This window comes from Caballeronia udeis (assembly GCF_044909315.1).
Taxonomy (GTDB): Bacteria; Pseudomonadota; Gammaproteobacteria; order Burkholderiales; family Burkholderiaceae; genus Caballeronia; species Caballeronia udeis_A.
This window is the reverse complement of sequence record NZ_JBIYEB010000021.1, coordinates 108,322-134,143: the sequence shown is the minus strand read 5'-3', so window position 1 is coordinate 134,143 and position 25,822 is coordinate 108,322. Positions and strand designations below refer to the sequence as shown.

General features: G+C 62.1%; 22 protein-coding genes. 17 read left to right on the top strand and 5 right to left on the bottom strand.

Annotated elements, in window-relative coordinates; all coding sequences use genetic code 11:
* Window positions 1-29 precede the first annotated feature (29 nt).
* Window positions 30-1,208 (bottom strand): TIGR03364 family FAD-dependent oxidoreductase, encoded by a 1,179-nt coding sequence (locus tag ABH944_RS29285; RefSeq protein ID WP_404610755.1) that lies wholly within the window; start codon window positions 1,206-1,208, stop codon window positions 30-32.
* A 92-nt stretch (window positions 1,209-1,300) separates the two neighbouring features.
* On the opposite strand from ABH944_RS29285, the gene ABH944_RS29280 reads away from it, so the two are divergent.
* The gene (locus ABH944_RS29280; protein WP_404610753.1) at window positions 1,301-2,056 is read left to right on the top strand and encodes a DeoR/GlpR family DNA-binding transcription regulator; all 756 of its coding nucleotides are present in this window, start codon (window positions 1,301-1,303) and stop codon (window positions 2,054-2,056) included.
* Between the two features lie 32 nt (window positions 2,057-2,088).
* Here ABH944_RS29280 and ABH944_RS29275 read toward each other — a convergent pair whose 3' ends face one another.
* Window positions 2,089-3,204 carry a 2-aminoethylphosphonate--pyruvate transaminase gene (locus tag ABH944_RS29275; protein WP_404610752.1) on the bottom strand — a complete coding sequence of 372 codons (1,116 nt, stop codon included), beginning with the start codon at window positions 3,202-3,204 and terminating at the stop codon, window positions 2,089-2,091.
* A gap of 329 nt (window positions 3,205-3,533) precedes the next feature.
* Here ABH944_RS29275 and phnS point away from each other — a divergent pair, with 329 nt between their 5' ends.
* The 8 genes from phnS (at window position 3,534) to ABH944_RS29235 (ending at window position 13,650) form a co-directional block, all read left to right on the top strand.
* Complete coding sequence (gene phnS / locus ABH944_RS29270) at window positions 3,534-4,622, top strand: 2-aminoethylphosphonate ABC transporter substrate-binding protein (RefSeq protein WP_404610751.1); 1,089 nt, start codon at window positions 3,534-3,536, stop codon at window positions 4,620-4,622.
* Between the two features lie 71 nt (window positions 4,623-4,693).
* Window positions 4,694-5,782 (top strand): 2-aminoethylphosphonate ABC transport system ATP-binding subunit PhnT, encoded by a 1,089-nt coding sequence (phnT, locus tag ABH944_RS29265; protein ID WP_404610750.1) that lies wholly within the window; start codon window positions 4,694-4,696, stop codon window positions 5,780-5,782.
* Window positions 5,760-6,659: a 2-aminoethylphosphonate ABC transporter permease subunit gene (locus ABH944_RS29260; protein ID WP_404610749.1), complete on the top strand. Its 900-nt coding sequence runs from the start codon at window positions 5,760-5,762 to the stop codon at window positions 6,657-6,659. The genes phnT and ABH944_RS29260 overlap by 23 nt, the downstream gene beginning before the upstream one ends.
* Window positions 6,649-7,488: a 2-aminoethylphosphonate ABC transport system, membrane component PhnV gene (gene phnV / locus ABH944_RS29255; protein WP_404610748.1), complete on the top strand. Its 840-nt coding sequence runs from the start codon at window positions 6,649-6,651 to the stop codon at window positions 7,486-7,488. Before ABH944_RS29260 ends, phnV begins: the two co-directional genes overlap by 11 nt.
* Before the next feature lie 161 nt (window positions 7,489-7,649).
* On the top strand, window positions 7,650-8,918 hold the full coding sequence (gene phnA / locus ABH944_RS29250; RefSeq protein WP_404610747.1) for a phosphonoacetate hydrolase: 1,269 nt from the start codon (window positions 7,650-7,652) through the stop codon (window positions 8,916-8,918).
* Complete coding sequence (gene phnY / locus ABH944_RS29245) at window positions 8,915-10,369, top strand: phosphonoacetaldehyde dehydrogenase (RefSeq protein WP_404610746.1); 1,455 nt, start codon at window positions 8,915-8,917, stop codon at window positions 10,367-10,369. Before phnA ends, phnY begins: the two co-directional genes overlap by 4 nt.
* A gap of 3 nt (window positions 10,370-10,372) precedes the next feature.
* Window positions 10,373-10,936: a phosphonate degradation HD-domain oxygenase gene (locus ABH944_RS29240; RefSeq protein ID WP_404610745.1), complete on the top strand. Its 564-nt coding sequence runs from the start codon at window positions 10,373-10,375 to the stop codon at window positions 10,934-10,936.
* Window positions 10,937-11,199: 263 nt separating this feature from the next.
* Window positions 11,200-13,650: a glycogen/starch/alpha-glucan phosphorylase gene (locus tag ABH944_RS29235; protein WP_404610744.1), complete on the top strand. Its 2,451-nt coding sequence runs from the start codon at window positions 11,200-11,202 to the stop codon at window positions 13,648-13,650.
* 1,014 nt (window positions 13,651-14,664) lie between these two features.
* On the opposite strand, the gene ABH944_RS29230 is transcribed toward ABH944_RS29235, so the two are convergent.
* Window positions 14,665-14,904 carry a hypothetical protein gene (locus ABH944_RS29230; protein WP_404610743.1) on the bottom strand — a complete coding sequence of 80 codons (240 nt, stop codon included), beginning with the start codon at window positions 14,902-14,904 and terminating at the stop codon, window positions 14,665-14,667.
* 196 nt (window positions 14,905-15,100) lie between these two features.
* Window positions 15,101-15,529: a DUF6232 family protein gene (locus ABH944_RS29225; RefSeq protein ID WP_404610742.1), complete on the bottom strand. Its 429-nt coding sequence runs from the start codon at window positions 15,527-15,529 to the stop codon at window positions 15,101-15,103.
* 216 nt (window positions 15,530-15,745) lie between these two features.
* Here ABH944_RS29225 and ABH944_RS29220 point away from each other — a divergent pair, with 216 nt between their 5' ends.
* Window positions 15,746-16,114 carry a YciI family protein gene (locus ABH944_RS29220; RefSeq protein WP_404610741.1) on the top strand — a complete coding sequence of 123 codons (369 nt, stop codon included), beginning with the start codon at window positions 15,746-15,748 and terminating at the stop codon, window positions 16,112-16,114.
* Between the two features lie 26 nt (window positions 16,115-16,140).
* A complete protein-coding gene (locus tag ABH944_RS29215) occupies window positions 16,141-16,533 on the top strand; it encodes a VOC family protein (protein WP_404610740.1) in 393 nt (130 codons plus the stop codon).
* Window positions 16,534-16,548: 15 nt separating this feature from the next.
* Here ABH944_RS29215 and ABH944_RS29210 read toward each other — a convergent pair whose 3' ends face one another.
* Window positions 16,549-17,463 carry a LysR family transcriptional regulator gene (locus ABH944_RS29210; RefSeq protein WP_062082727.1) on the bottom strand — a complete coding sequence of 305 codons (915 nt, stop codon included), beginning with the start codon at window positions 17,461-17,463 and terminating at the stop codon, window positions 16,549-16,551.
* A 285-nt stretch (window positions 17,464-17,748) separates the two neighbouring features.
* Between ABH944_RS29210 and ABH944_RS29205 the strand changes: the two genes are divergently transcribed.
* Genes ABH944_RS29205 through ABH944_RS29180 form a run of 6 tightly spaced genes read left to right on the top strand, consistent with a single transcriptional unit; the run spans window position 17,749 to window position 25,821 of the window.
* Entirely contained in the window at window positions 17,749-19,233 is a 1,485-nt protein-coding gene (locus ABH944_RS29205; RefSeq protein ID WP_404610739.1) for a UbiD family decarboxylase, read from the top strand.
* A complete protein-coding gene (locus ABH944_RS29200) occupies window positions 19,230-19,853 on the top strand; it encodes a UbiX family flavin prenyltransferase (protein WP_404610738.1) in 624 nt (207 codons plus the stop codon). Before ABH944_RS29205 ends, ABH944_RS29200 begins: the two co-directional genes overlap by 4 nt.
* Entirely contained in the window at window positions 19,850-22,912 is a 3,063-nt protein-coding gene (locus ABH944_RS29195) for a xanthine dehydrogenase family protein molybdopterin-binding subunit (RefSeq protein WP_404610737.1), read from the top strand. The genes ABH944_RS29200 and ABH944_RS29195 overlap by 4 nt, the downstream gene beginning before the upstream one ends.
* Window positions 22,909-23,724, top strand: a complete 816-nt coding sequence (locus ABH944_RS29190) for an FAD binding domain-containing protein (RefSeq protein WP_404610736.1) — start codon at window positions 22,909-22,911, stop codon at window positions 23,722-23,724. Before ABH944_RS29195 ends, ABH944_RS29190 begins: the two co-directional genes overlap by 4 nt.
* A complete protein-coding gene (locus ABH944_RS29185) occupies window positions 23,721-24,278 on the top strand; it encodes a (2Fe-2S)-binding protein (protein ID WP_404610735.1) in 558 nt (185 codons plus the stop codon). The genes ABH944_RS29190 and ABH944_RS29185 overlap by 4 nt, the downstream gene beginning before the upstream one ends.
* Window positions 24,271-25,821, top strand: coding sequence for an AMP-binding protein (locus ABH944_RS29180; protein WP_404610734.1), 1,551 nt, complete (start codon window positions 24,271-24,273; stop codon window positions 25,819-25,821). The genes ABH944_RS29185 and ABH944_RS29180 overlap by 8 nt, the downstream gene beginning before the upstream one ends.
* Window position 25,822 lies beyond the last annotated feature (1 nt).

The window sequence follows — 25,822 nt, the reverse complement described above, 5'->3', positions numbered from 1 at the left end:
CCTGAAGACGTTGCGTCTGCGACAAGTTGTCACGCCGTGGGCAGCGCTGCCCCGTCAATCAGATGACTGACCACGCGCTCGCCAAGCGCGGGCCCAATGCTCATGCCCACGCCGCTATGCATGTACACACCGGTCACATTTGGTGCGGCCCGCAGGACGGAAAAGGGTGCGCCCGATGTCCCGGTGCGTGCGCCATACACTCCTTGCCATCGCTCGACGACCTGCAGCGTACTGCCGAGCGTGTTTTCGGCGAGGCCCAGCAGGAGTTCATCAATCGCCTGCGCATTGAACGGTGACGGATCATCACCGTAGTCGTGCGAATCCCCCACGATCAGATCTCCCCCAGGCGTCGGGCTTGCCAGCAGGTGAATGCCGTGCTCGAGCAGCGCGGGTTCCCGCGCCGCCACTTCCGCATGCAACGCGGCGGCTTCGGGAAGGTCCGAGAACGCGCCGTAATGCAGGCAGCTCAGCCCGGTCAGCACGGCGTGATCGAGGGCGAACGGGGTAGCCGGCCGCACGCGCAGCATCTGCAACCGGCAGACGCGCGGCGCAAGCGCGGCGAGTTGCGGCGCGAGCAGCGACAGATAATCATGTCCCGCGCAGACCACCACGTGCTCCGCGCGCCACGGGCCCGCGGTCGTCTCGATCCGTCCGTCATCGACATTCTGCACGAGCGTGCCGAAGCGAAAATCGGCGTTGAACCTACGCCGCAAATAGTCGATGAGTGCCGGCACCGCTTCGCGTGAAAACACTTGCAAGTCGGCGCGCCCATGCAGTGCAGCGCGATGTTTCCGGAAGCGGCCGTCGTAGAGATCGTCGAGCGCCGCGCGCGAAAGCAACGCCGTGTCATAGCCGGCCCCCTCGGCACGGGTCGCCGCGAACGCCTCCATCACTTGCGCCTCGGCCGCGCTGCGGGCGAACATCAGCGAGCCGGAACGCCGGACATGCAGCGCCGCGCCGGCCGCCCAGTCGAGCCATATTTTCCGCGACGCCTGCGCAAGCGCATGCATCGCGCCCGGCGGCTGGCCGGTCACCAGCACCATGCCGAAATTGCGGATGGATGCGCCCACCGGTGTGCCGCTGCGCTCGAATACGGTCACGCGCAAGCCGCGTTGAGCGAACGCACAGGCATGCGCGAGGCCGAGAATACCGGCGCCGACAATCGCGACATCGGTGTGAACAGGAGTCTGTGTTGTTGTCGTGATCATTCGTGTGACGGCCTTCGCGTACTACAATACGCGCGGTCCCGTGTTTATCCCTTTGCCCGTTCATTCATTGCCGGCATGCCCGGCCGTACTCGATGCTCGCCGAACAACGTCATCAATACATCCTGTCGGAGTTGTCGAAGAACGGCGCGTTGTCGGTCGCCGAACTCGTGCGTGCACTCGACGTGTCGCGCGAGACCATCAGGCGCGACCTCAACGCTCTTGCCGAGCGCGGCCTGATCGCGACCACCCATGGCGGTGCGCTGTCCAACGACCGGCGGGAGCCCGACCTCGACGTGCGTGAAGCGGCGAACGCAGCCGCCAAGCGCGCGATCGGGGAACGTGCCGCGCAACTCGTGCCCGACGGCGCGTCGGTGATCATCGACTCGGGCAGCACGACCCAGGCCGTCGCGCGCGCGCTGGGCGACCGGCACCGCTTGACGGTCTACACCAACGACTGGCGCATCGCGCTGCTGCTCGGCCGCCGCAACGACAACAAGGTCACGCTGTTCGGCGGTGAGCTCTCGGACAACGAGGACGCGGTATTCGGGCTGGACACCGTGCAGCAACTTTCGCAATACCACGTGGACTTCGCGTTTGTCGGCGCGGGCGCAATCACACCCGAAGGCTTCCTGACCGACTACTCGCGTCTCGCCGCCGAGGTACGCAGCCGCATGATCCTGGCGGCCAGCGCGGCGGCTATCGTCGCGGACAACTCGAAGTTCGGCAACGTCACGCCCGTGCGCATCCGCGACTTCGAGAAGGCGCGTTACCTGATCACCGAAGTCGCACCCGACAAAGCCATGCGCCGTGCAATTGCCGCGCGCGGGCCGGAGCTGGTGATCGCCTGAGTGGCAGGCGTTCACGTGTTCCTGCGCTTGTTTCATGCTGCGAGACGCACGTGCAGCGTGCCCAGCGCCCGCCCGATGGCCGCTACCGCGTTACACATTTCGTTTGCATCTATGGCCCCGATGCAGCCCACGCGGAACGTCTCCACTTCCGTCAGCTTGCCCGGATAGAGCACATAACCCGCTTCGCGGACGGCTTCATAGAAGCGCTTGAAATCGTAGGCCGGATCGTTCGGTGCATGGAACGTGACGATCACCGGCGTCTGCACCGCAGCATCCAGGAACGGCTTGAAACCCAGCGACGCCATGCCGTCGATCAACGCCGCGCAATTGCGGCGATACCGCGCGCCACGCGCCGGCTGCCCCCCTTCCGCGATGAACTGATCGAGCGCTGCGCGCAACGCGGCGACCACATGCGTAGGCGGCGTAAAGCGCCATTGCGTGGTCTTCACCATGTACGCGGATTGGTCGTGGAGATCGAGCGCGAGCGAGCGCGAATTGCCCGCCGATGCTTCCAGCAGCGTGCGCCGCACGATCACGAAACCCATCCCCGGCACGCCTTCGAGACACTTGCCGCTGGCGGAAATCACCGCATCAATGCCACCCTTCGATACATCGACAGGCAAGGCGCCGAACGAACTCATCGCGTCGACGATCAGGCTCTTGCCATGTTGCTTGCACAGCGCAGCAATCTCGTCGAGCGGGTTCAGCAACCCCGCGCTTGTTTCCAGATGCACTTGCGCCACGTGCGTGATGCGCGGCTCGCGGCGAAACATCTCCTCGATCCGCGCGACGCTGGCCGGCTCGTCATCGCGAAACTTCAGCTCGACGGACGCCACACCCAAGCGCTCGAGTATTTTCAGTAAGCGTGTGCAGTACGCGCCGTTGTTCGGTACGAGCACGACCGCATCGCGAGGCACGAGCGAGCCGAGCGCGGCTTCCACGGAAAATGTGCCGCTGCCTTGCATGGGGACGCACACAAAATCTTTTTGACCGGACACGATCGTCAGGAGATCGCGGCAGATATCGCTTGTCATCCGGTTGAAAGCCGCGTCCCAGGAACCCCAGTCGCGCAGCATCGCCTGACGAGTGGCGGGCGAGGTTGTCAGTGGCCCAGGGGTCAGCAAAATCGGGTCGCTTCCGTTGATCATGTTTTTCTCCATTCATAGCTTTCAAGCGCCGCTTCGATGGCTTCCTCGACGGTTGGTCGACGCGCAAGCTTCATGCGGCAGGGTTGAGATAGTCTACGTCGGAATTTTGGCGAATTGTGGTTTTTGTTGGAAAAATGTGGCATCGTCATGTCGCTGTCATGAAGTTCTGTGATTCTTCGTTCGGGCTGCTGGCGGACTGAAATTCGGGACGCCGCACCAATGAATCATCAGACGCATCGGACTTAAAAGAATCGAGCCGATGTTCAGAAAAACGTGCGTCTAACCCTCACGCCACCTGGTTGTATCCGCTATCCCGGAGAACAAGCACCATGACGAAAAATCGCTTCCCCGCCTCCCGTTTTGCAAAGCGCGTATTGCCGGCCCTGGCCGTGGCCGCTTTCGCGAGCGTTGTGACCGTGCCGGCTTTTGCTGCCGGCGCAGTCGTGCTGTACAGCGCCGACGGCCTGGAGAACCTGTACAAGGACGTACTGCCGGCCTTCGAAAAGAAAGAAGGTGTGAAGGTCAATATCGTGATCGCGGGCAGCGGGGAGGTCGTGAATCGCGCGACCGTGGAGAAGGATTCGCCGAAAGCGGACGTGCTCGTCACGCTGCCGCCATTCATTCAGCAGGCGTCGCAAAGCGGCTTGCTGGAGCCATACCAGAGCGTCAACTACAAGAACGTGCCGGCGATTGCCAAGGCTCCGGACGGCGCGTGGGCGACCTTCGTGAACAACTATTTCTCGTTCGCGATCAACCCTGAAATCACGAAGACCGCGCCGAAGACCTTTGGTGATCTGCTGCAACCCGACTTCAGCGGCAAGGTGGCTTATTCGAATCCCGCCACCGCCGGCGACGGGATGGCCGTGATCATCCTGACGAGCGCGTTGATGGGCGAAGACAAGGCGTTCGACTATCTGAAGGATCTGGAAAAGAGCGCAAAATTCCACACCAAGGGCACGGGCTATCTCGACGTCCTGCTCTCGCGCAACGAGATCGCGTTCGCCAACGGCGACCTGCAGATGGACCTGGACGACGCCACCAACGGCGGCCTGTCGCTCAAGCCGATCTTCCTCTCGGCCAAGCCCGGCGAAGCACCGACCACGTTCCAGCTGCCCTACGCAATCGGCCTGATCAAGGGCGGCCCGAACCAGGCTGAAGGCAAGAAGCTGGTGGACTACCTGATGTCGAAGGAAGTGCAGGCGAAGGTGCCGGATATCTACGGCATTCCGGGCCGCACGGACGTACCGCTGGCCGGCAAGAACGGCGAGACGGTCAAGCAGGCTATAGCCGGCGTGAAGCTGATTCCGGTGGACTGGAACCAGGTGATGGAGAAGAAGGCTGCATGGACCACGCGTTGGAAAAACGATGTGATCGGCAACTCCGACAAGCAGCTCGAGGTCGTCAAGCCGAAGTCCTGAGCGTCTGAGCTTTAATCTGCCTTGACCTTCGGGCTCGTCCTGTTTTCCCCAAGCTTTCAAGGATGCGAACCGTGAACACTTTGACGCTGGCTCCGGCCGCTCGTGAAGCCGCCGCCGTGGATTCAGATCAGCACGCGCACGGCGGCGTGCGTATCGACCGCCTGAGCGTGCGCTTCGGCACACGCACCGTGCTCGATGACCTGTCGTTGACCATTGAGCGCGGGGAACTGCTGACCGTGCTTGGCCGCAGCGGATGCGGCAAGACCACGTTGCTGCGGTTTATCGCGGGTTTCATCGAGGCGGACGGGCTGGCGGGGACGTTGACGGTGGCGGGGCGTGACCTCACGCACGTGCCGCCGTTCAAGCGCAATCTCGGCTTGCTGTTTCAAAGTTATGCGCTGTTTCCGCATCTGTCGGTGTATGACAATGTCGCGTTCGGCCTGCGGGCGCGGCGCCTGAAAGCAGGGGAGATCGCACGGCGCGTAGCCGATGCGCTCAAGCTCGTGCAGCTCGGCGACGCGGGGCATGTGATGCCCGCGCAGTTGTCGGGCGGCATGCAGCAACGCGTGGCCCTGGCGCGGGCGCTGGTGATCGAGCCGGATGTGCTGCTGCTGGACGAGCCGCTGTCCGCACTCGATGCCAACCTGCGCGCCTCGGTCCGGACTGAACTCAAGGCGTTGCATGAGCGTTTGCCGAACCTGACCATCGTATGCGTCACGCACGACCAGGATGACGCGCTCGTGCTTTCCGACCGCACGTTGCTGATGCGCGATGGCCGCATTGCGCAACTCGGCACGCCGCGCGAACTCTACGACAACCCCAAGGACGCGTTCGTCGCACGTTATCTTGGCGCGGCGAACCTGTTGCCGCCGTCCATCATGTTCCCCATCGGCGACGCCCGTCACGACGACCGCGAGCATGTCGCGTGCGTGCGTCCCGAGTGCCTCAAGATCGTGCCGCTTGGGGATGCCCAACTGCACGGCACTATTACTTCGGTGGAGTGGTACGGTGCGGCCCTGTCGGTATCGGTCATGATCGACGCGCTCCCCGATCAGCCCGTGCTCGTCACCATGCAGCGTGCCCACGGCCCGATGCCCGTGAAGGGCGAGCGCGTTTCCCTACGCCATGAGGTTGACGATGTCGTCCTTATCAGTGAGTGAGCATGTAGTCGACGACGTCGCGCATACGGCCGCGAAGCGGCGTCGCGAACGGCTGGCGCAGTGGCACCTGTGGTTCATTCTGGTTGTTGTGCTGGGTCCGCTGGTCATCTATCCGCTGCTGCAACTCCTGATTCTCAGCGTGAGCGGTGCGCATGGCCTGAGCTTTCATGCCTACACCGCGTTCTTCGGCAATCCCGAGACCAGCGGGGTGGTCGGCACGACGCTCGGCATCCTGTTCGCCAGCGCGACACTCGCTTCAGTGCTCGGTGTGCTGCTTGCTGCCATGCTGTTTTTCAAGCCGTTTCCCGGCGCAAAGCTCGTTACTCGGTTCCTCGAATTGTTCGTGGCGTTCCCGTCGTTCCTGGTCGCGTTCACGCTGATCTTCTTATATGGCTCGCAGGGGTCGGTGAGCATCGGCTTGCAGCGGCTGTTCAACCTGCAGGACCCGCCGCTCAACTTCCTGTTCGGTATCGGCGGCGTGATTCTCGCGGAAGTCGTGTTCTACGCGCCGTTCGTCGTGCGCCCCACGCTCGCGTCGTTCGCGACGCTCGACACGCGCCTGATCGAAGCCGCCAAGAGCCTTGGCGCGAACGGCTGGATGGTTGCGTTCAAGGTCATCCTGCCGCTCGCGTGGCCCGGCATTGCGGCAGGCACGATCCTGTGTTTCCTGCTGACGCTCAATGAGTTCGGCATTCTGCTGGTGCTCGGCAGCGCGCACCTGATCACATTGCCGATGGCCATCTATAGCTCGGCCACGGTCGATCTCGACTTGCCGACGGCCGCCGCCGGCGCGGTCGTCATGCTGGCGATGTCGCTCTCGTTGTATGCGCTGTACAGGCGAGTCAATCGACGCACGGGAGGCCGTAATGGCAACTGATTTCACGCTGCCCGCGACGACTTCGAAGCCGCATTCGCTGAAGCGGACAGGCGCATGGGCATTCACGGGTTTTGCCGCGCTGCTGTGCTTCTGGCTGTTCGTGTTGCCGGTGATCGTGGTCGCGCTTTCGAGTGTGGCGTCGCACTGGTCGGGGACCATCTTTCCCGACGGTCTCAGCATGCGCTGGTTCGAACGCCTGAGCGGAAGCGACTTCGATGCATTGACCACGAGCCTTGAAGTCGGCTTTGGCGTCGCGGTGCTGGGTACCGTGCTTGGCCTCTGGCTTGCGCTGGCTCTGGAAGGCCGTGACCGCCGCGGTGTGGGAGCGTGGGTCGACACCATTGCGATGATGCCCAACGGCGTGCCGAGCGTCGTGCTCGGGCTGTCCGTGCTGATTGCATACCACAAGAAACCGCTGGATATTTCGGGGTCGGCGGCGATCGTGGTGCTGGTGCAGCTCGCGCTCGTGCTGCCCTTTTGTTATAGATGCGCGGCCGCTGCGCTGCGCCCCGAACTTACCATCCTGCGTGAAGCGGCAGCCAGTCTCGGCGCACCGCCTTCGATGGTCCTCTCACGCGTTGTCCTGCCGCAGCTTGTCCCCGCGATCCGCGCGAGCCTCGCACTGGGGTTTGCCTTGTCGCTCGGCGAACTGGGCGCGACGCTGACCGTCTATCCCCCGGGTTTTGCGACCGTGCCCATCGTGGTGGTCGGGCAGGTGAACCGCGGTTATTACTTGCCAGCGTCGGCGCTTTCGCTGATCTTGCTGGGCGTCTCGCTCGCTGCATTGTTGCTGATCGCGGCAAAAGTGCCACGGCGGCGAATGGTCTGATCCAGCCGGGTCCTGCCGAAAATCCCATTTTTCGGGACTTTCGTGCGCCGAAAAATGTGGCAAATATTGGCGTTGTGCATCAAAATATGGAATATCGTGCCTGACCTAATGGTTCGCAAAACGGGTTGGCAAAACGCTGGTTCATCACGGAAAGGAACTTCATGTCCACGTCCACCGAAATGTTTATGGAAGTCAACGGCCGCGCTTATGGTCCGGCGCGTGCGCTGACCGTGGTCGTCTGCGTCGACGGTTGCGAATACGATTACCTGGAAGCGGCCGTTGCGGCGGGTGTCGCACCGTTTATCGGCATCATGTTGCGTGGCGGGTCCGCCTTTCGCGCTGACTGTGTGATCCCGTCGTTCACCAACCCGAACAACTTGTCTATCGTGACGGGCGTACCGCCTTCGGTGCATGGCATTTGCGGCAACTACTTTTACGACCCGCTGGCGAACGGCGGCAAGGGTGCCGAAGTGATGATGAACGACCCGGCCTACCTTCGCGCCGGCACGATCCTCGCGGCTGCGGCCCAACGCGGCGAGAAAGTGGCCGTGGTCACGGCGAAGGACAAGCTGCGCCGCCTGCTCGGCTGGCAACTCGACGGCATTTGTTTCTCGGCGGAGAAAGCGGACGCGGTGACGCTCGCGGAGAACGGTATCGAGAACGTGCTGGAACTGGTCGGCAAGCCGGTGCCGGACGTGTATAGCGCCGGCCTTTCCGAGTTCGTGTTCGCGGCCGGCGTACGGCTTGCCGAGACGCGCAAGCTCGACATCATGTACCTCTCGACGACCGACTACGTGCAGCATAAATGCGCACCCGGCACGGACGGCGCGAACGCGTTCTACGCGATGATGGACGGTTATCTCGCGCGTCTGAACGAACTCGGCGCGGTGATCGGCCTGACCGCTGACCATGGCATGAACGCGAAGCACGACGCCGCAACCGGCGAGCCGAACGTGGTGTACCTGCAGGACTGGCTGGATGAAACGCCGGACGTCCCGAACGCACGCGTGATCCTGCCGATCACGGATCCCTACGTGGTCCACCACGGGGCGCTCGGTTCATTCGCGACCATCTACCTGCCGGCTTCCGTCGATGCCAAAGCGTTGGCCGCGCGCATTGCCGAACTGCCGGGCGTGGATATCGTGCTCGACAACGCGGCGGCTTGCGAGCGCTTCGAGTTGCCCAACGATCGTGTGGGAGATCTTGTGGTGGTAAGCCGCCGCGATACGGCGCTTGGCACCCGGCGCGCGGAGCATGACCTGTCGGGATTGACGGTGCCGTTGCGCTCGCACGGCGGTGTGTCCGAGCAGGAGGTGCCCTTGCTGTTCAATCGTCCAACCGACGGCTTCGAGTCGAAGCAAGAGGGAAAGCGTCTACGCAACTTCGATGTTTTCAACATCGCGTTGAACCATCTGGAGCTTGCATCATGAACGCCGTCCTTGCGGTTGAGCAGCATGCATTGCGGGTTGAAACGCTGCGCCTGAAGGGCGAACGTGCGGCGCGTGCACGCACTATTGATGTTTTGGATCCTTACACGAACACCCGTGTTGGCACTGTGCCGATGGCAAGCGTCGACGACGTGCGCAACGCATTCGAGTACGCGGTGAACTACCGGTCGACGCTGACGCGTTACGAACGCTCGCAGATTCTGGAACGCGCCGCTGCGCTGCTGCGTGAGCGCACGGAAGAAGCGTCGGATCTTATTTCGCTCGAGTCGGGTTTGTCGAAGCAGGATTCGCGCTATGAAATCGGCCGCGTGGCCGACGTGCTCAAATTCGCCGCAATGGAAGCGTTGCGCGACGACGGCCAGAGCTTTTCCTGCGATCTCACCCCGCACGGCAAGGCTCGCCGCGTGTTCTCGCAGCGTGAGCCGCTGGCTGGCGTGATCGTTGCAATCACGCCGTTCAATCATCCGATGAATCAGGTTGCGCACAAGCTCGCGCCGGCTATCGCGACGAACAATCGGGTGATCCTGAAGCCGTCGGAGAAAGTGCCGTTATCGGCTTATTACCTCGCCGACGTGTTGTATGAAGCCGGTTTGCCCGCCCCCATGCTGCAGGTTTTAACCGGCGATCCGCGCGAGATCGCGGTGGAACTCGTCACGAACCCGCATGCCGACCTCGTCACTTTTACGGGTGGCGTGGCTATTGGCAAGGAGATTGCGGCGAGGGCGGGGTATCGGCGCGTGGTGCTGGAACTCGGCGGCAATGACCCGCTGATCGTGCTGGACGACGCTGACCTCGACCGCGCGGCAACGCTTGCCGTGCAAGGCTCGTACAAGAACTCCGGACAACGTTGCACGGCGGTCAAGCGTTTGCTGGTGCAAAAGCGCGTGGCCGCCCGGTTCACGGAACTCGTGGTGGAAAAAACGCTTGCGTGGACTTATGGCGATCCCTTCGATCCCGCCAACCAGATGGGCACGGTGATCGACGAGGCCGCGGCCAAGTTATTCGAGGCACGTGTGAACGAAGCGGTGTCCAGGGGCGCGCGGCTGCTCTGCGGCAATCACCGCCATGGCGCGCTGTATTCGCCTACGGTGCTTGACCGCGTCGATCCGGCCATGACGCTGGTGCGCGAGGAAACCTTCGGGCCGGTGTCTCCGGTCATCGAATTCGATACCATCGACGACGCCATTCGTATCAGCAACGGCACGGCATTCGGGTTGTCGTCCGGGATATGTACGGACCGGGCTGACCTGATCACGCGCTTCGTGAACGAACTGCGCGTGGGTACCGTGAACGTGTGGGAAGTGCCGGGTTACCGGATCGAGCTGACGCCGTTCGGCGGCATCAAGGACTCGGGCCTGGGTTACAAGGAAGGGGTGCAGGAAGCGATGAAAAGCTTCACGAACCTCAAGACCTTTTCATTACCCTGGGGCTGAATCATGGCGCTCACGCTGACTGACATCCGGCATCTCTTCGATACTTACGGCGCGATTGCCTATAGCGGTGAACCGGTCACGCAACTCCAGCACGCATTGCAGACGGCGGCGCTGGCCGAGGAAGCGGGCGCCGACGAAACACTCGTTGGCGCGGCCTTTTTGCACGACCTGGGCCACTTGCTGAATCTCCAGGGCGAGACGCCGAGCGAGCGGGGTATTGACGACCTGCACCAGTATTTCGCGCTGCCGTTCCTGCGGCCGTTGTTCGGCGATGCCGTGCTTGAGCCGATCCGCCTGCACGTGGACGCAAAACGCTGTTTATGTGCCATTGACGACGGCTATTTTTCGACACTATCCGCGGATTCGGTCCGCAGCCTGAAACTGCAGGGCGGCATATTCAGCAAGGAGGAGGCGGACGTTTTTCTGCGCAAGCCTTTTGCGCAAGACGCGCTTTCATTGCGCCGCTGGGATGATCTGGCCAAGCGCCCCGAGCGTGTTACGCCCCCGCTCGACCACTATATTCAGCTAATCGAAAGGCTGGCGGAAAACCACCGCACGGCGGCATGAATCCGCGTTGGAACGGGGAAATGATCAGGAAACCAAAATAATTTAACAATTCTGGTCCGGGATCAGCCGGACTGTTCCCGATGACGGAAATGCGACAAAAGGACGGACCGCCGGCGGCTGTCGTGCCGATTCCACGGCGGCCGGGGGCCATTACCAAAAAAATAAAAATAGCGTAACCTGCCTGTTCACCCGGCCCCGTCCCGCTTGACAGAACGCGGCTCGCACCTAGCGCGTTGTCCAGCGATGCATTTCTGGAGAGTTCGATGACATCCGTCGACCTGGAATTCGAACAGCTGAACAGCACCGTTGATGCGCTCAGGCGCTCCATTTCCAACCGTCTCATGTACGGAGTCGGCAAGGACGCGGTCACCGCGCAGCCGCGCGACTGGCTTCATGCCGCCGAACTGGCGGTCCGCGACCGGCTGGTGGCGCGCTGGATGAAAACCACGCGCCAGCAGTACGAGCAGGACGTCAAACGTGTCTACTACCTGTCGATGGAGTTCCTGATCGGCCGGACCTTCACCAACGCGTTGCTGGCGCTGGGCATTCACGACGAAGTCCGCGACGCCCTTGCCGGCTTGGGCATTGACCTCAATACCCTCGAGAACCTGGAGCCGGATGCGGCGCTTGGCAATGGCGGCCTGGGCCGCCTCGCCGCGTGCTTCCTTGACTCCATGGCAACCGTCGGCATTCCCGGTTTTGGTTACGGCATCCGCTATGAATACGGCATGTTCCGGCAGACCATCGTGGACGGCAATCAGGTCGAAACGCCCGATTACTGGCTGCGCGCGGGCAATCCGTGGGAGTTTCCGCGGCCGGAGGTGAACTATGTGATTCATTTTGGCGGGCGCACGGTACGTCATGGCGACCGGACCGAATGGATCGACACGGAACACGTGAACGCCATGGCGTACGACACCGTGATCCCGGGATTTGCCACGACCGCGACCAATACATTGCGGCTCTGGTCGGCGCGGGCGACCGATGAATTCGACCTGTCCGCGTTCAACCAGGGTGATTACCGCCGGTCGGTCGAAGCAAAGAACACGTCTGAACACGTGTCGCGCCTGCTGTATCCGGACGACTCCACGCAGGCCGGCCGGGAACTGCGTTTGCGGCAGGAATATTTCTTTGTGTCCGCGACGATGCAGGATCTGATTCGCCGCTATCAACGCACGCATACGCATTTTGGGCGGCTGGCGGAGAAGGTGGCGGTGCACCTGAATGACACGCATCCGGTGCTGGCTATTCCCGAGTTGATGCGTTTGCTGGTCGATACGCATCACTTGCCGTGGGACAAGGCCTGGAAGCTCGTGCAACAGATGTTCTCGTATACGAACCACACCTTGATGCCTGAGGCGCTGGAAACCTGGGACGTGGAGATGCTGTCGCGGCTGCTGCCGCGCCACCTTGAGATCATCTTCGACATCAACGCGGATTTTCTCAAGCAGGTGGGTGAAAAATTCGGGCGTGATGTTGACCTGATCCGCCGCATTTCGCTGGTGGATGAATATGGTCAGCGGCGCGTGCGCATGGCGCATCTGGCCATTGTTGCGAGCCACACGGTGAATGGCGTGTCGAAGCTGCATTCGCAGTTGATGACGCAAAACATCTTCGCCGATTTCGCGCGCATGTATCCCGAGCGGTTCACGAACGTAACGAACGGCATCACGCCGCGGCGGTGGTTGTCGCAGGCTAGTCCGACGCTGTCGTCGTTGATCGATGAGCGGCTTGGGCCGCGCTGGCGGACCGACTTGTTCGAACTGGCCCGGCTGCGTGAATGGCGTGATGACCCTGAGTTCACCAAAGCCTTCCATGACGCGAAGTTTGCCAGCAAGGTGCGGCTGGCTGCGCGCGCGAAGCTTGAGACGGGTGCGATCATTGACCCGAACGCGCTGTTCGATTTGCAGGTCAAGCGCATTCACGAATACAAGCGCCAGTTGCTTAACATCCTGCATGTGATCGTGCGCTACAACAGGATTCGCGAGCAGCCGGAGAAGGCCTGGACACCGCGCGTGGTGATGTTCGCCGGCAAGGCGGCGTCGGCGTACAAGATGGCCAAGACGATCATCAAGCTGATCAACGACGTGGCGGAGAAGGTCAACAACGACCCGTTGATCGGGGATCGGCTGAAGGTCGGTTTCATTCCGAACTATGGGGTGAGCGTGGCGGAGCTGATCATTCCGGCGGCGGATTTATCGCAGCAGATTTCCATGGCGGGGACTGAGGCGTCAGGCACGGGTAACATGAAGCTTGCGTTGAACGGGGCGTTGACTATCGGGACGCTGGACGGTGCAAATATTGAGATTTGCGATGCCGTTGGCCGTGAGAACATGTTTATCTTCGGGCACTCGACCGAGGAGATTGATGCGCTGCGGGCGACGGGATACAGGCCGCGTCATATCTACGAGGAGAATCCCGAATTGAAGATGGCGCTTGACCAGATCCGGTTGGGGCATTTTTCGCCGGACCAGCCGCATCGGTTCTACGACATTTTTCATACGCTGGTGGATTGGGGCGACCACTACATGGTGCTGGCGGACTTTGAGAGTTTCGACAAAGCGCAGGCGGACGTCGATGCGAAGTTTCTCGATAAGGAAGCGTGGACGCGCAGTGCGATTGAAAACGTCGCCGGGATGGGGATTTTCTCTTCAGACCGCACCATTGCGGAATATGCGAAACATATCTGGCATGTGGAGCCTTTAGTGGTTTAGCGTTTCGCTCGCGCCGGTGGACGGGTTTTTGGGTTTTGGCGGGCTGGGGGGTAGCGGTCGGGGTTGGTGCCGGGGTGCCAGGTTCCGGGGTTAGCGGTCGGGGTCAATGCCGGGTTGCCGGGTTCCGGGGTTAACTGTCGGAGTCAATGCCGGGTTGCTGCTTTCGGCCTTAGCGGTCTGCGAGAGTGAGATATTCTCTTTATCACTATTAGCCACTGCGCGTGGCGGCGCGTCATTTCTTTGTCCAAAGCGACAAAGAAACGAAGCAAAGAAAACGCTTTAACCGCTCTACCCTAAGTGTCCACAGCGTGCAGTTTCTATTCATAGGTGCCCCAAAAGCACGGTGCTCGCCAGAGCGGAGGATGTTTGAACCCCTCCTTCTCGCGAATCCTGACATGAACACGCTTCGCCACCAGTGGTCTCGGGCAAGCACCAGCACCCCACGGTCAGCACGGCCTCACGCATTTTTGCGGCCTCATTTCTTGGTGGGTTGACGGCATGAGCTGCACGGTTATTTTCGTGAGTTACGGCCTTGTGCATTTCCGAGGCTTTCTTCCCAGGCGGGTTATCTACGTGGTTCGACGTGTGTACAAATTCGGTGGAAGGTTGTTCGCGGATAGCGCGGGGTGAACCTTGGGCAGGTTCAGTCACTGGTGGCGAAGCGTGTGGGTATCCGTGTTCGGAGAAGGAGGGGTTCAAACATCCTTCGCTCTGGCGAGCACCGTGCTTTTGGGGCACCTATGAATGGGAACTGCACGCTGTGGACACTTAGGGTAGAGCGGTTAAAGCGTTTTCTTTGCTTCGTTTCTTTCTCGCTTTGGACAAAGAAATGACGTGCCGCCACGCACAGTGGCTAATAGTGATAAAGAGAAAATCCGACTCAAGCAGACCGCTAAGGCCGAAAGCAGCAACCCGGCATAGACCCCGACCGCAAACACCAAGCCCCAGCGCACCGGCGAACTCTAATCCGTCCACCGGCGCGAGCGAAACCAAACCGGCGCGAGTAAAACCAAACTAGCGCCGCAGCGTGAACGTGGTTGCATGCCCAAGCGTCGCCTGTTCAAATCGCGAAGTCACCACGCCAATCACATCGCTCAACGACCTCGACGGCACTTCAACGTGCAACGTGACGCATTCACGCCGGCGATCCGTCGCCACGACCTGCATGCGTGCTTCGCCGCCCAACGCCTTCTGCAAAACACGCCGCGGCCCGCTGGAGTCAAGCCCCGGCAGGATGAGATCAAAGGCAACCACTGTTTGAAGTTTTCGAGCAGCCCGCACGAACGGCTGGGGCACAGGAACAGAAGAGGAACGGACCGGGGAAGCAACGCTTGCCTGAAGCATCGGGAAGTGCGCCGTCTCGCGACGGGCGGTGGTGGGAACAACACCACTTTAGCGAGCGGCGCATTAACAAGGGGCATGGATCGCTGCGGTCCGCGTAAAGAAAGCGTTAACCAGGCATAGGCTCAGACGGGGGCGCAGCAGCAGGCACAGGCGCAGGCGCCCCCGGAATGCCCTCGCGCACCAGCTTCGCGACACGCTGTGCAAACTCCTCGTCCTTCGTCGTGAACACCTCACGCTCGCCTGCCGGCGTGGTCACGTACATCCGGTAAATCACGTCCTGCGTAATCCACGACAAATACCCCACCACCGCAATCATCACGCCGAGCAGCAACGCCGGCCCCGAGCCGAGAATTCCACCCGCCACCGCGACGACCAGGCCGATCACGCCCAACCCAATAGGCAAGGGTTTTTGCCGCGGCACCATCACCACCGTTGCACCGAGCAAATCGCGCAACGGAAACAACTGACCCGACGCACTCAGGCCAGCACGGGCAAATGTAATACCTCGTTCGTTGAAAGGGAGATTCTGTTGCATGGTTCGAAGTCTTGTCGGCGGGAAGAAAGGCGCAGATTAACAGACCCGCCCAACACGCCGCATCCTGCAGATCGCCGCAGCAGAACCAGCAGGATCCGGCTCGATCCCGCAAACGGAAGCGGCCCGTTACATTTCGATACTTTTTTGTGCCCGGTTGCGGTCGATTCGGACCCGGTTCGAGCGTCTAGCGGATGAAGCCCCTAACCGGAGACATTGATGAAATTCCTGTGCCTTATTTTCTTTGACGAACGGGTGCTCGACGATCTTTCGAAACGGCAGTACGACGCATTGGTCGACGAATCCCTGGCGTACGACGAACGTCTGCGAGAGAGCCGCCAGCTTATTGCGGCGCAGGCGCTGCAGTCCGCCAGGGAAGCGGTCACGCTCAGGGTCCGTGGCGAGCATGTCTCGATCACGGACGGCCCGTTCGCCGAGACCAAGGAGCAGGTGGGTGGCTTTCTCCTGATCGAGGCACGAGACATGAATGAAGCCATGCGCGTGGCATCGGGCTTTCCCGGCGCACGCCTGGGCGGCGTGGAAGTGCGTCCGGTCAAGGAGTTGCGCGCGTCATGGTCGGACGCATGAGTTGCACAACCTGAAAGGAGCAAACAATGCCAACGCTATTGAAAGACAGTCACGCGTTCAGCGGTTTTGCAGTGAAGGATCTGGCCGAAGCAAAGGCGTTCTACAGCGAAACGCTGGGCCTGAAGGTGACGAGCGGATCCATGGGCGTTCTCAAGCTGCATCTGGCAGGCGGGAACAACGTGCTGGTCTATCCCAAGTCCAATCATGTGCCCGCGACGTACACGGTGTTGAATTTCCCGGTCGACAGCGTGGACCAGGCAGTCGACACGCTGAGCGCGCACGGTGTGCGTTTCGAGCACTACGACATGCCGACTCTCAAGACCGATGCCAAAGGGATTTGCCGCGGCTCCGGAGGCCCGGTGATCGCGTGGTTCAAGGACCCGTCGGGTAACATTTTTTCGGTGCTGGAAGAACGATAAAGCCACTGGCGACGTTCAAGCTTCCATTGTCGATTCGCTGGACACCAGCCGCAATTCGTCCGCAATGATTGCAATCAGCGCTTCCGCCGCCGCGCTCAACGGACGTCGCGGATGGCTGATCCGCACGATATGGCGCACGATCCGCGGCGCAAGGATGGGATAGGCGCGCAACGTTCCATGCCGCACTGCGCGCTCAACCACGATGCGCGGAAGAATCGTCGCGAAGCGCGTGCTTTCCACCAGCCTGACGATCGTGCTCAGCACGTCGATCTCGAAGCGCGGTGCGAGCAATACGTCTTCGTGCTGGGCGGCGGTATCGAGTACGCCGCGCAAGCCATGGCGCTTCGTGGGTAACACCAGTTCAAGTTCAGGAAGCTGCGCCAGTTCGATGGCATGCGGCAGGTCAGGCCCATGCACGGCGCTGGTGACCAGCACCATCTCTTCATCAAGCAAGGGTTGCGAGTCGAGCGACAGCCGCGAGCGCGGTTTGTTGATCAGCGCGGCGTCGAGTTGTCCCCCGGATACCCAGTCGATAAACGTTGCGCTGTAACCGTCGGACACGGTCACCTCCACATGCGGGTAGCGAGCGTGAAACCGCGACAGCGAATCCGCCAGCACGCTTTCGGTTACCGACGCAATCAAGCCGATCGATACATGCCCGGTCACCACTTCATCACGCTGCACCAGTTGCTGGCGCGCGTGCGCGAGGTCACGCATGATCGGCAGGAACAGGCGGTACATCAGGCGTCCCGCCGCGGTGGGCGCCATGCCGTGTGCGCCGCGGTCGAAGAGTTGCTGATGCAGTTCGTCTTCCAGCTTCGCGATCTGCATGCTCAGGGCCGGCTGCACGATGTTCAGCCGCTTGGCCGCCCGCGTGACCGACCCATCCTCGAACAGCGCGATGAAATACTGAATCTGCTTCAGGTCCATTTCAGGTCCATGTTGGTCGGCTCAGTTCAGCTCAGTTGAGTAAAGACAGCGGATAGTGGCCCGGCGGCAGGCCATCAATAAGTCTAATGAGAGCGCAATTATTTATCAGATTCCCGGCCGGCAGGCGGTGCGCCCAAGTCCCATGCTATCGATATTCCACTAACGAAACACTTACATCGGGGCAAATACGGATATCACGGGTACTGATCGAACGCATCAAAAAACAGTATTAGAAGTTATATCGCGTTCTCGTTACGCTTCATTTCAGCAACGATGGAGACGCAGATGAATCAACGTGACGCCGCAACGAACGGTACCGCATCAACCCAACCCGCGCCGAAATTCGCCGGCGCGCTGTCGCTGCGCGGCTGGCTCGCCCACCTGTCCGCCACGGGCCGCCTGGCGACTATTGCCCGGCCGGTTTCGCTGAAACACGAACTCGCGGCAGTGGCGAAGCGGCTCGACGGCAAGCAGGCAGCGGTGTTCCTGGCGCCAGGTGGTCACACCATGCCGGTGGTCAGCGGTTTCATGTCCAGGCGCGCGTGGATTGCCGAAGCCATGGGCGTGCCCGAGAAAGACCTGCTGCAACGTTTCCGCGATGCAGCCGACCACCCCCTGCCGTGGAAGGAAGTGCCCGCTGGTGAAGCGGCCTGCCAGCAGGTCCTGCATACCGACGACATCAACCTTCACGCGTTGCTGCCGATCCCCACTCATAGCGAACACGACAACGGTCCGTACATCACGGCAGGGCTCGTGATTGCGCGTAATCCCCGCACCGGCGTGCAGAATGTCTCGATCAACCGTATCCAGGTTCACGCCCGCGATCGCATGGCAATCCTGCTGCTGCCGCGCCATCTGCATGCGTTCCAGAAGGCAGCCGAAGCCGCCGGCGATGCACTCGATATTGCGGTGGCGATCGGCGTCGATCCCCTGACCATGCTCGCATCCCAAGCCATTTCTCCCATCGATTTCGACGAACTGGAGATTGCCGGCGCACTGCATGGGGCGCCCTTGCCGGTTGTCAAATGCGTCACGAACGACGTGCGCGTGCCGGCGTTCGCGGAGATCGTGATCGAAGGCCGCATCCTGCCGGACGTGCGGGAAGCGGAAGGGCCGTTCGGTGAATTCCCGAAGTACTACAGCGCTCAGGAAGCACGCGAAGTGATCGAGGTGACGGCGGTCACGCATCGGAAGAATCCGGTCTATCACACCATCGTGCCAGCCGAAATGGAGCACTTGCTGCTGGGTGGAATTCCCCGCGAGGCGACGCTTTTGTCGCACCTTCAGCGCAGTCACCCCGGCGTGACCGACGTGCATCTTTCGGTGGGCGGCGTGTGCCGTTATCACCTGTGGGTGCAGTTCGCGAAGAAGCGAGAGGGCGAGGCGAAGAACGTGATCCTGTGCGCATTCGGCGCGCATTACGACATCAAGCAGGTCGTGGTGGTGGACACCGACGTCGACACTCATGATCCCGCCGAAATTGAATGGGCGGTCGCCACGCGGTTCCAGGCGGACCGCGATCTTGTGTTGATCGAAGGCGCGCAAGGCTCGCCGCTGGACCCGTCGACAACCGTCGGTCATCCCGACGACGCACCCCCGCATCTGCAGGGTATCAGCGCGAAGATGGGTCTCGACGCCACGCGGCCGGTCATGTATTCCGGCCATGTGTTCACCCGCGTGCGGATTCCGGGCTACGACGCGGTCGACCTCGACGCGCTCGTCGTTGCCGACAACGCCGGCTTCGACTCCTATCTGAGCGACACGGAATGAACGCCGATCAAAAGCCGCGCCTGGTCGTCGGCATTTCAGGGGCGAGCGGCGCTGTCATCGGTGTGCGGCTGCTTGCCGCGCTGCGCAGGACCGGCACGCACGAGACGCATCTGGTCGTGTCGGCGTCGGGCGCGGTGACCGCGGCGCAGGAGCTTGGCATCACGCGCACTGATCTCGATGCGCTCGCCGATGTCGTGCACAACATACGCGATGTCGGCGCATCGATTGCGAGCGGTTCGTTTGTGACGAGCGGCATGGTCGTGGCTCCGTGTTCGATGAAAACGCTGGCCGCCGTGGCCAATGGTTTTGCCGACAACCTGCTCACGCGCGCAGCCGACGTCATGTTGAAAGAGCGCCGCCGGCTCGTGCTGGTGGCGCGCGAAACGCCGCTCAACCTCGCGCACTTGCGCAACATGACCATGGCGACGGAAATGGGCGCGATCGTGATGCCGCCGGTCCCGGCGTTCTATGCACATCCGAAGACCATTGAAGACGTTGTCGACCATACCGTCGGCCGGATTCTCGATCTGTTCAGTATCGAGCACAGCGAAATAACCCGGCGCTGGAGCGGTCTTGCCGATGAGTTCGGCACCCGGCGCAACGAAGGAGCAGACGAATGAATCAGCGCGAACAGACCGGTTTCGCCGGTGCCGACGCGCGCGCATCCGAAGCGGTCGACCTGGTGCAAGAGGCACAGCAAACGCCGCCAAAGCCCAGAACCACTCACGTCGGGAAGCCGCTCGAACGTTTCGAGGACCCCGCGATCCTGACTGGCCGCGGCCGTTATGGCGACGACCTGGCGATCAAGCCGGGCACGCTGCACGCAGCGGTCCTGCGCTCGCCGCATGCCCATGCCGAGCTGATTTCCATCGACACCACGGCCGCGCTTGCATACGAAGGCGTGCGGGCGGTCCTGACGCGTGATGATCTCGCCGCGTGGTCCCGGCCGTTCGTGGTCGGCGTGAAGTCGAAGATGGAGCAGTGGGCGCTCGCGACTGAACGCGTGCGTTATGTCGGCGAACCGGTGGCGGTGGTGATGGCAGAAACGCGTGCGCTGGCCGAAGACGCACTCGACCTGATCAAGGTGGAATACAGGACGCTGGACCCGGTCACGTCAATAGAAGGTGCGCTCAAAAGCGATGCACCCGTCCTGCATGCGAACGTCCAGACCAACGTCATCAGCGACCGCAGTTTTCGCTATGGCGAGCCCGAAGCGGCATTCAGGAACGCGCCGCATCGCGTGAAGCTCGAAGCGCACTATCCGCGCAATACCTGCGCACCGATTGAATGCGGCGTGGTCATCGCCGAGTATCTTTCCGGCGACGAAGGGTATGACGTGACCTCGAATTTCATGGGGCCGTTCTCGCTGCACGCGGTGATGGCGCTCGCGCTGAACGTGCCGGCCAACCGCCTGCGTCACAAGGCGCCGCGGGATTCGGGCGGCAGCTTCGGCGTGAAGCAGGCGGTGTTCCCGTACGTGGTTTTGATGTGCCTGGCCTCGCGCAAGGCGAACGCGCCGGTGAAATACGTGGAGGACCGGCTTGAACACCTGAGTGCGGCGACCTCCGCCACGGCGCGGTTGACCACGCTCGAAGCGGCCGTGGAAAACGACGGCCGGATCACGGCACTCAACTACGACCAGATCGAGGATTGCGGCGGTTATCTGCGTGCGCCCGAGCCCGCCACGTTTTATCGTATGCACGGCTGTTTAACGGGCGCCTATGCCATTCCCGCGCTGCTGGTGCGCAACAGGGTGGTACTGACCAACAAGACGCCTACCGGCCTCGTACGCGGTTTTGGCGGTCCGCAAGTTTATTTCGCGCTCGAACGCCTGGTGCAACGCATCGCGATCGAGTTGAAGCTTGACGTGCTCGACGTGTACCGGCGCAATTTCGTTCCCGCCGATGCCTTCCCTTATCGTGCCGCGGCGGGCGCGTTGCTGGACTCCGGCAATTATCAGGAAGCGTTGAAGCGCTCGCTCGCCGAGGGCGGTTACGACGAGCTCAAGGCGCGCCGCGAAGCCGCGCGCAAGGAAGGCCGTTTGTACGGCATTGGCTTTGCGGCCATTGTCGAGCCGTCGGTATCGAACATGGGCTACATCACGACCGTGATGCCCGCTGAGGCGCGCAAGAAGGCCGGACCCAAGAGCGGCGCGATTGCGAGTGCGACGGTCAGCGTCGATCTGCTTGGCGGCGTGGTCGTCACGGTTGCATCGACACCGGCGGGGCAGGGTCACATGACCGTGTGCGCGCAAGTGGTGGCGGATGTGCTCGGGCTCGCGCCACACGAGATCGTGGTGAACGTGGAGTTCGATACGCACAAGGACGCGTGGTCGGTGGCGGCGGGCAACTATTCAAGCCGCTTTGCCGGAGCCGTCGCAGGCACGGTGCATCTTGCGGCCATGCGGGTGCGCGACAAGCTGGCGCGCATTGTTTCGTCGCAGCTTGGTTGCCGGCCCGAGGACATTTGCTTCGAGGACGGCCGGGTGTATGCAAAGGGTGCTGAAGACCGTGCGATGCCCTTTGGCCGCGTCGCCAGCAACGCTCCGCATTGGGCGCCCGCGCTGCTACCCGAAGGCGAAGAACCGGGGTTGCGGGAGACAGTGTTCTGGACGCCGGAAAACATGGATGCGCCCGATGAACAGGACCGCATCAATACCTCGGCCGCATATGGTTTTGCCTTCGACATGTGCGGCGTTGAAGTGGACCGCGCAACGGGGCGCGTGCGGATCGACCGCTATGTGACCGCGCACGATGCCGGCACGTTGCTGAACCCCGCGCTCGCCGACGGCCAGATTCGCGGCGCGTTTGCGCAGGGACTCGGCGCGGCGCTGATGGAAGAGTTTCGCTATGGCGCCGACGGCAGTTTCCAGTCCGGCACGCTCGCCGATTACCTGATGCCGACCACGTGCGAAGTGCCCGATCCGGTGATCATCCATCTGGAGACGCCGTCGCCTTTCACGCCCCTCGGCGCCAAGGGACTGGGCGAGGGCAACAACATGAGCACGCCGCCATGCGTTGCGAATGCGGTGGCCGACGCGCTCGGTGTGGATGACATCCGTTTGCCGCTCACGCCTTCGAAGGTGATGGCGCTGATCGGTATCGACGACCCGGAGCCTTCGCGGCCGGAGTTCCGCGAGACGCAGCAGAAGCGGCCGACCCTGCCCGGCGGCAAGGCGCTGACCGCGCAGGGCAGCGTTGATCTCGCTGCGTCGCCGGAAGCGATCTTCGCGGTGCTGCTCGATCCGGACGCGCTCGCCAAGGTGATCCCCGGTTGTCATGCGCTGGAAGCTACGGGCGAGAACGCGTACCGCGCGGATGTGACCGTGGGCGTGGGCATGATCAAGGCGCGCTTCGAAGCGGAGATCACGCTGTCAGATCTCGATCCGCCGCACCGGTTGCGTCTGGCCGGCGCGGGTATGTCGTCGCTTGGCAGCGCGCGCGGCAATGGCCTGGTGGAACTCACGCCCGTCGCTACCGGTACGCGGCTTACCTACGACTACGAGGCACAGGTGTCTGGCAAGGTCGCAGCCGTAGGCGGCCGGATGCTTGAAGGCGCGGCGAAGGTCGTGCTGCGGCAACTGTTTGAGTCGCTGGGACGTCAGGCAGCGGGCAAGCCCTTGAAAACCGGCGGTTCGTGGCTCGGCAGGCTTGTTGCACACTTCAGGAGGAAGTCATGAAACCGGCGCCATTCGATTATCTGCGCGCCGCTTCCTCGCACGACGCGCTCGAGGTCCTTGCCCAAACCGGCGAAGACGCACGCATCCTCGCGGGTGGCCAGTCGCTGATGGCCGTGCTGAACATGAGGCTTGCGCAACCACGGGTGCTGATCGATATCTCTCGTACCGAAGACCTCGATCGCACGATCATTGACCATGGTCATCTTGTGGTGAATGCGGCCGCTACACAAGGCAGCGTGGAATGGCGGCCGTCATTGCAGAACGAAGTGCCCTTGCTCGCGCTTGCGTTCCCGCATATCTCGCATTTTCAGATCCGCAATCGCGGCACCGTATGCGGTTCGATCGCGCATGCGGACCCCAGCGCGGAACTGCCGCTGGTGCTCTCGGTACTGGGTGGCGACGTGATGTTGCGATCGAAGAAACGCAAGCGCGTGCTCAAGGCCGGGGATTTTTTCCAGGGCATGTTGATGACTGCACGCGAGCCCGACGAACTGGTGGAAGGCGTGCGGTTCCCGTTGAAGAGAGCCGGCGAGCGATATGCCTTCACGGAATTCTCAGCCCGCCATGGGGACTTCGCGATGGTCGCGTGCGCCACCGTGGTCACGGATACATACATCAGGATCGCGGTCGGCGGCGTGGCGGACCGGCCCGTGGTCGAGCAATGGCCCAGGCTGCATGGCGATGACTTGCGCGGCGCGTTGAACGACTTGAGCTGGAAGCTGAATGCGCAGGACGACACCCATGTCAGCGCAACTTACAGACGCCATCTGGTGCGGCAACTCGGATGGCGCGTGATAGAGGAGGCGAAGTGAGCAAGACATCATCCACCACGCTGCAGCGCGGTGAGCGCCGGCGGATCACCGTGACGCTCAACGGACGGGAGCGGACCGGCTATTGCGAATCGCGCGACCTGCTGTCCGATTTCGTGCGTCATGAACTGGGCGCGACGGGAACGCACGTGGGTTGCGAACATGGCGTGTGCGGTGCGTGCACCGTGCATGTGGATGGCGTGGCGGCACGGTCATGCCTGATGCTGGCGGTGCAGGCGGAGGGGCGCCGGGTGGACACGGTCGAAGGTCTCGCGCCTGACCAAACGCTTGGCGATCTGCAACGGGCGTTTCAACGTCATCACGCATTGCAGTGCGGCTTCTGCACGGCCGGCATCCTGATGTCGTGTGCGGACTATCTCAAGCGGGTCCCTGACCCGACGGAAACGCAGGTACGCGAGATGCTGTCGGGCCATCTGTGCCGCTGTACAGGCTACACGCCGATAGTGGCGGCGGTGCTGGATGTAGCGGCACAGCGTAACGGGTGCAGCGACGGGTGCAGCAAGGGGAGCAGCAAGAAGGAGCCGGAACATGCTTGATCTCGGCCGGACCTTTTTGCAAAGCGTTGAGCGCAGTCCTAACACGCTTGCCCTCGTGGATGGCGACGTCCGGCTGACTTATGCGCAGTGGCACGAAACCATCCTCAAGGCGGCCGGCGGTTTGCGCGGGCTGGGTCTTGTACGCGGCGACCGCTTGCTCGTGGTGCTGCAAAACCGCTGGGAAATGGCAACGCTGCATTGGGCCTGCCAGTTCGCGGGCATTGTCATGACGCCGTTGAACTGGCGCGCGAAGCCGGAGGAACTCGACTATTGCGTGACCGATGCGGGCGCGAAAGCGGTCGTATTCGAACCGGTTTCCGCCGATGCGGTCTACGCAAGCGAGGCGGCGCAGAAGCTGCCGCGTGTGGCGTTGGACGACGCCCTCGGCACGACTTCGTTCGATGCGTTGCTGAGCGGGCAGGCGGCGAGCGGCACAACGGAAGCCACGGCCGAGGACCTGTCGCTCATCCTCTATACCTCCGGCACAACAGGCAAAGCGAAGGGCGTGCCGCGCCGTCACCGGCATGAGCGTGCCGCTGCGCTCGCGCACGTGGCGCAAAACCTCTACCGCTACGGTGAACGCACGCTTGGCGTCATGCCGCTGTATCACACCATGGGCGTGCGCTCGCTTCTCGCCATGGCGCTGGTCGACGGCCTGTTCGTTTGCATGCGGCGCTGGAACGGGCCCCAGGCGCTGGAGTCGATCAGCTCGTTCGAACTCACGTGCCTGTATCTCGTGCCTACGCTTTATCACGACCTGCTGGCCGCCCCCGGCTTCGCGTGCGAAAACGTAGCCTCGGTGACCAAGCTCGGCTTTGCCGGCGCACCCATGAGCGACGGCTTGCTGAAACGCCTGTCGGCTGCATTCAAGCCCGAACTGTTCGTGAACCACTACGGATCATCCGAGGTGTACACGTTCAGCATCGACCAGGACGCCACACGCAAGCCGGGCAGCGCGGGACGCGCGGGTATCAACACGCGGCTGCGCGTGGTGAAGCTGGATGCGGTCTCGTCGGCCGATCTCGCGGCCATGCACGAGGAAGGCCAGATCATTGCGGACCTGCTTGGCGACGAAGCATTCGAAGGTTACTGGAATCGTCCGGACGCGAATGCGAAGTCCTTGCGCGACGGCTGGTATTTCACCGGCGACACCGGTTTCTTCGACCAGGACGGCGACCTCTTCGTGAGCGGCCGGGTAGACGACATGATCATCAGCGGCGGTGAAAACATCTCACCGGTGGATATTGAATCGGTGTTGTCGCTGCATCCCGCCGTGGACGAAGTGGCGGTCGCGGGCGTGAAGGACGAGCGTTGGGGACAACGCGTGGTCGCGTTCATCAAGCGCCGTGATTACGTCGATACCCGTACGCTCGACGCCTGGTGCCGTGAGTCTGATCTCGTGAATTTCAAGCGTCCGCGCGACTATGTTTTTGTCGACGAGATTCCGAAGTCGCCGGTCGGCAAGATCCTGCGGCGCAAATTATCCGCCGGTGAATATGACCTCGACACCACGAACAACCCTACTGAAACAACGAAGGAGTAAC

Excerpts from the sequence above, each read along its gene's own strand:
- phnS (WP_404610751.1), top strand. The coding sequence starts at position 3,534 with ATGACGAAAAATCGCTTCCCCGCCTCCCGTTTTGCAAAGCGCGTATTG.
- ABH944_RS29215 (WP_404610740.1), top strand. The coding sequence starts at position 16,141 with ATGCCAACGCTATTGAAAGACAGTCACGCGTTCAGCGGTTTTGCAGTG.
- ABH944_RS29275 (WP_404610752.1), bottom strand. The coding sequence starts at position 3,204 with ATGATCAACGGAAGCGACCCGATTTTGCTGACCCCTGGGCCACTGACA.
- ABH944_RS29200 (WP_404610738.1), top strand. The coding sequence starts at position 19,230 with ATGAACGCCGATCAAAAGCCGCGCCTGGTCGTCGGCATTTCAGGGGCG.
- ABH944_RS29210 (WP_062082727.1), bottom strand. The coding sequence starts at position 17,463 with ATGGACCTGAAGCAGATTCAGTATTTCATCGCGCTGTTCGAGGATGGG.
- ABH944_RS29195 (WP_404610737.1), top strand. The coding sequence starts at position 19,850 with ATGAATCAGCGCGAACAGACCGGTTTCGCCGGTGCCGACGCGCGCGCA.
- ABH944_RS29240 (WP_404610745.1), top strand. The coding sequence starts at position 10,373 with ATGGCGCTCACGCTGACTGACATCCGGCATCTCTTCGATACTTACGGC.
- ABH944_RS29285 (WP_404610755.1), bottom strand. The coding sequence starts at position 1,208 with ATGATCACGACAACAACACAGACTCCTGTTCACACCGATGTCGCGATT.
- ABH944_RS29220 (WP_404610741.1), top strand. The coding sequence starts at position 15,746 with ATGAAATTCCTGTGCCTTATTTTCTTTGACGAACGGGTGCTCGACGAT.
- ABH944_RS29235 (WP_404610744.1), top strand. The coding sequence starts at position 11,200 with ATGACATCCGTCGACCTGGAATTCGAACAGCTGAACAGCACCGTTGAT.
- ABH944_RS29190 (WP_404610736.1), top strand. The coding sequence starts at position 22,909 with ATGAAACCGGCGCCATTCGATTATCTGCGCGCCGCTTCCTCGCACGAC.
- ABH944_RS29260 (WP_404610749.1), top strand. The coding sequence starts at position 5,760 with ATGTCGTCCTTATCAGTGAGTGAGCATGTAGTCGACGACGTCGCGCAT.
- ABH944_RS29205 (WP_404610739.1), top strand. The coding sequence starts at position 17,749 with ATGAATCAACGTGACGCCGCAACGAACGGTACCGCATCAACCCAACCC.
- ABH944_RS29280 (WP_404610753.1), top strand. The coding sequence starts at position 1,301 with ATGCTCGCCGAACAACGTCATCAATACATCCTGTCGGAGTTGTCGAAG.
- phnA (WP_404610747.1), top strand. The coding sequence starts at position 7,650 with ATGTCCACGTCCACCGAAATGTTTATGGAAGTCAACGGCCGCGCTTAT.
- ABH944_RS29180 (WP_404610734.1), top strand. The coding sequence starts at position 24,271 with ATGCTTGATCTCGGCCGGACCTTTTTGCAAAGCGTTGAGCGCAGTCCT.
- ABH944_RS29225 (WP_404610742.1), bottom strand. The coding sequence starts at position 15,529 with ATGCAACAGAATCTCCCTTTCAACGAACGAGGTATTACATTTGCCCGT.
- phnV (WP_404610748.1), top strand. The coding sequence starts at position 6,649 with ATGGCAACTGATTTCACGCTGCCCGCGACGACTTCGAAGCCGCATTCG.
- phnY (WP_404610746.1), top strand. The coding sequence starts at position 8,915 with ATGAACGCCGTCCTTGCGGTTGAGCAGCATGCATTGCGGGTTGAAACG.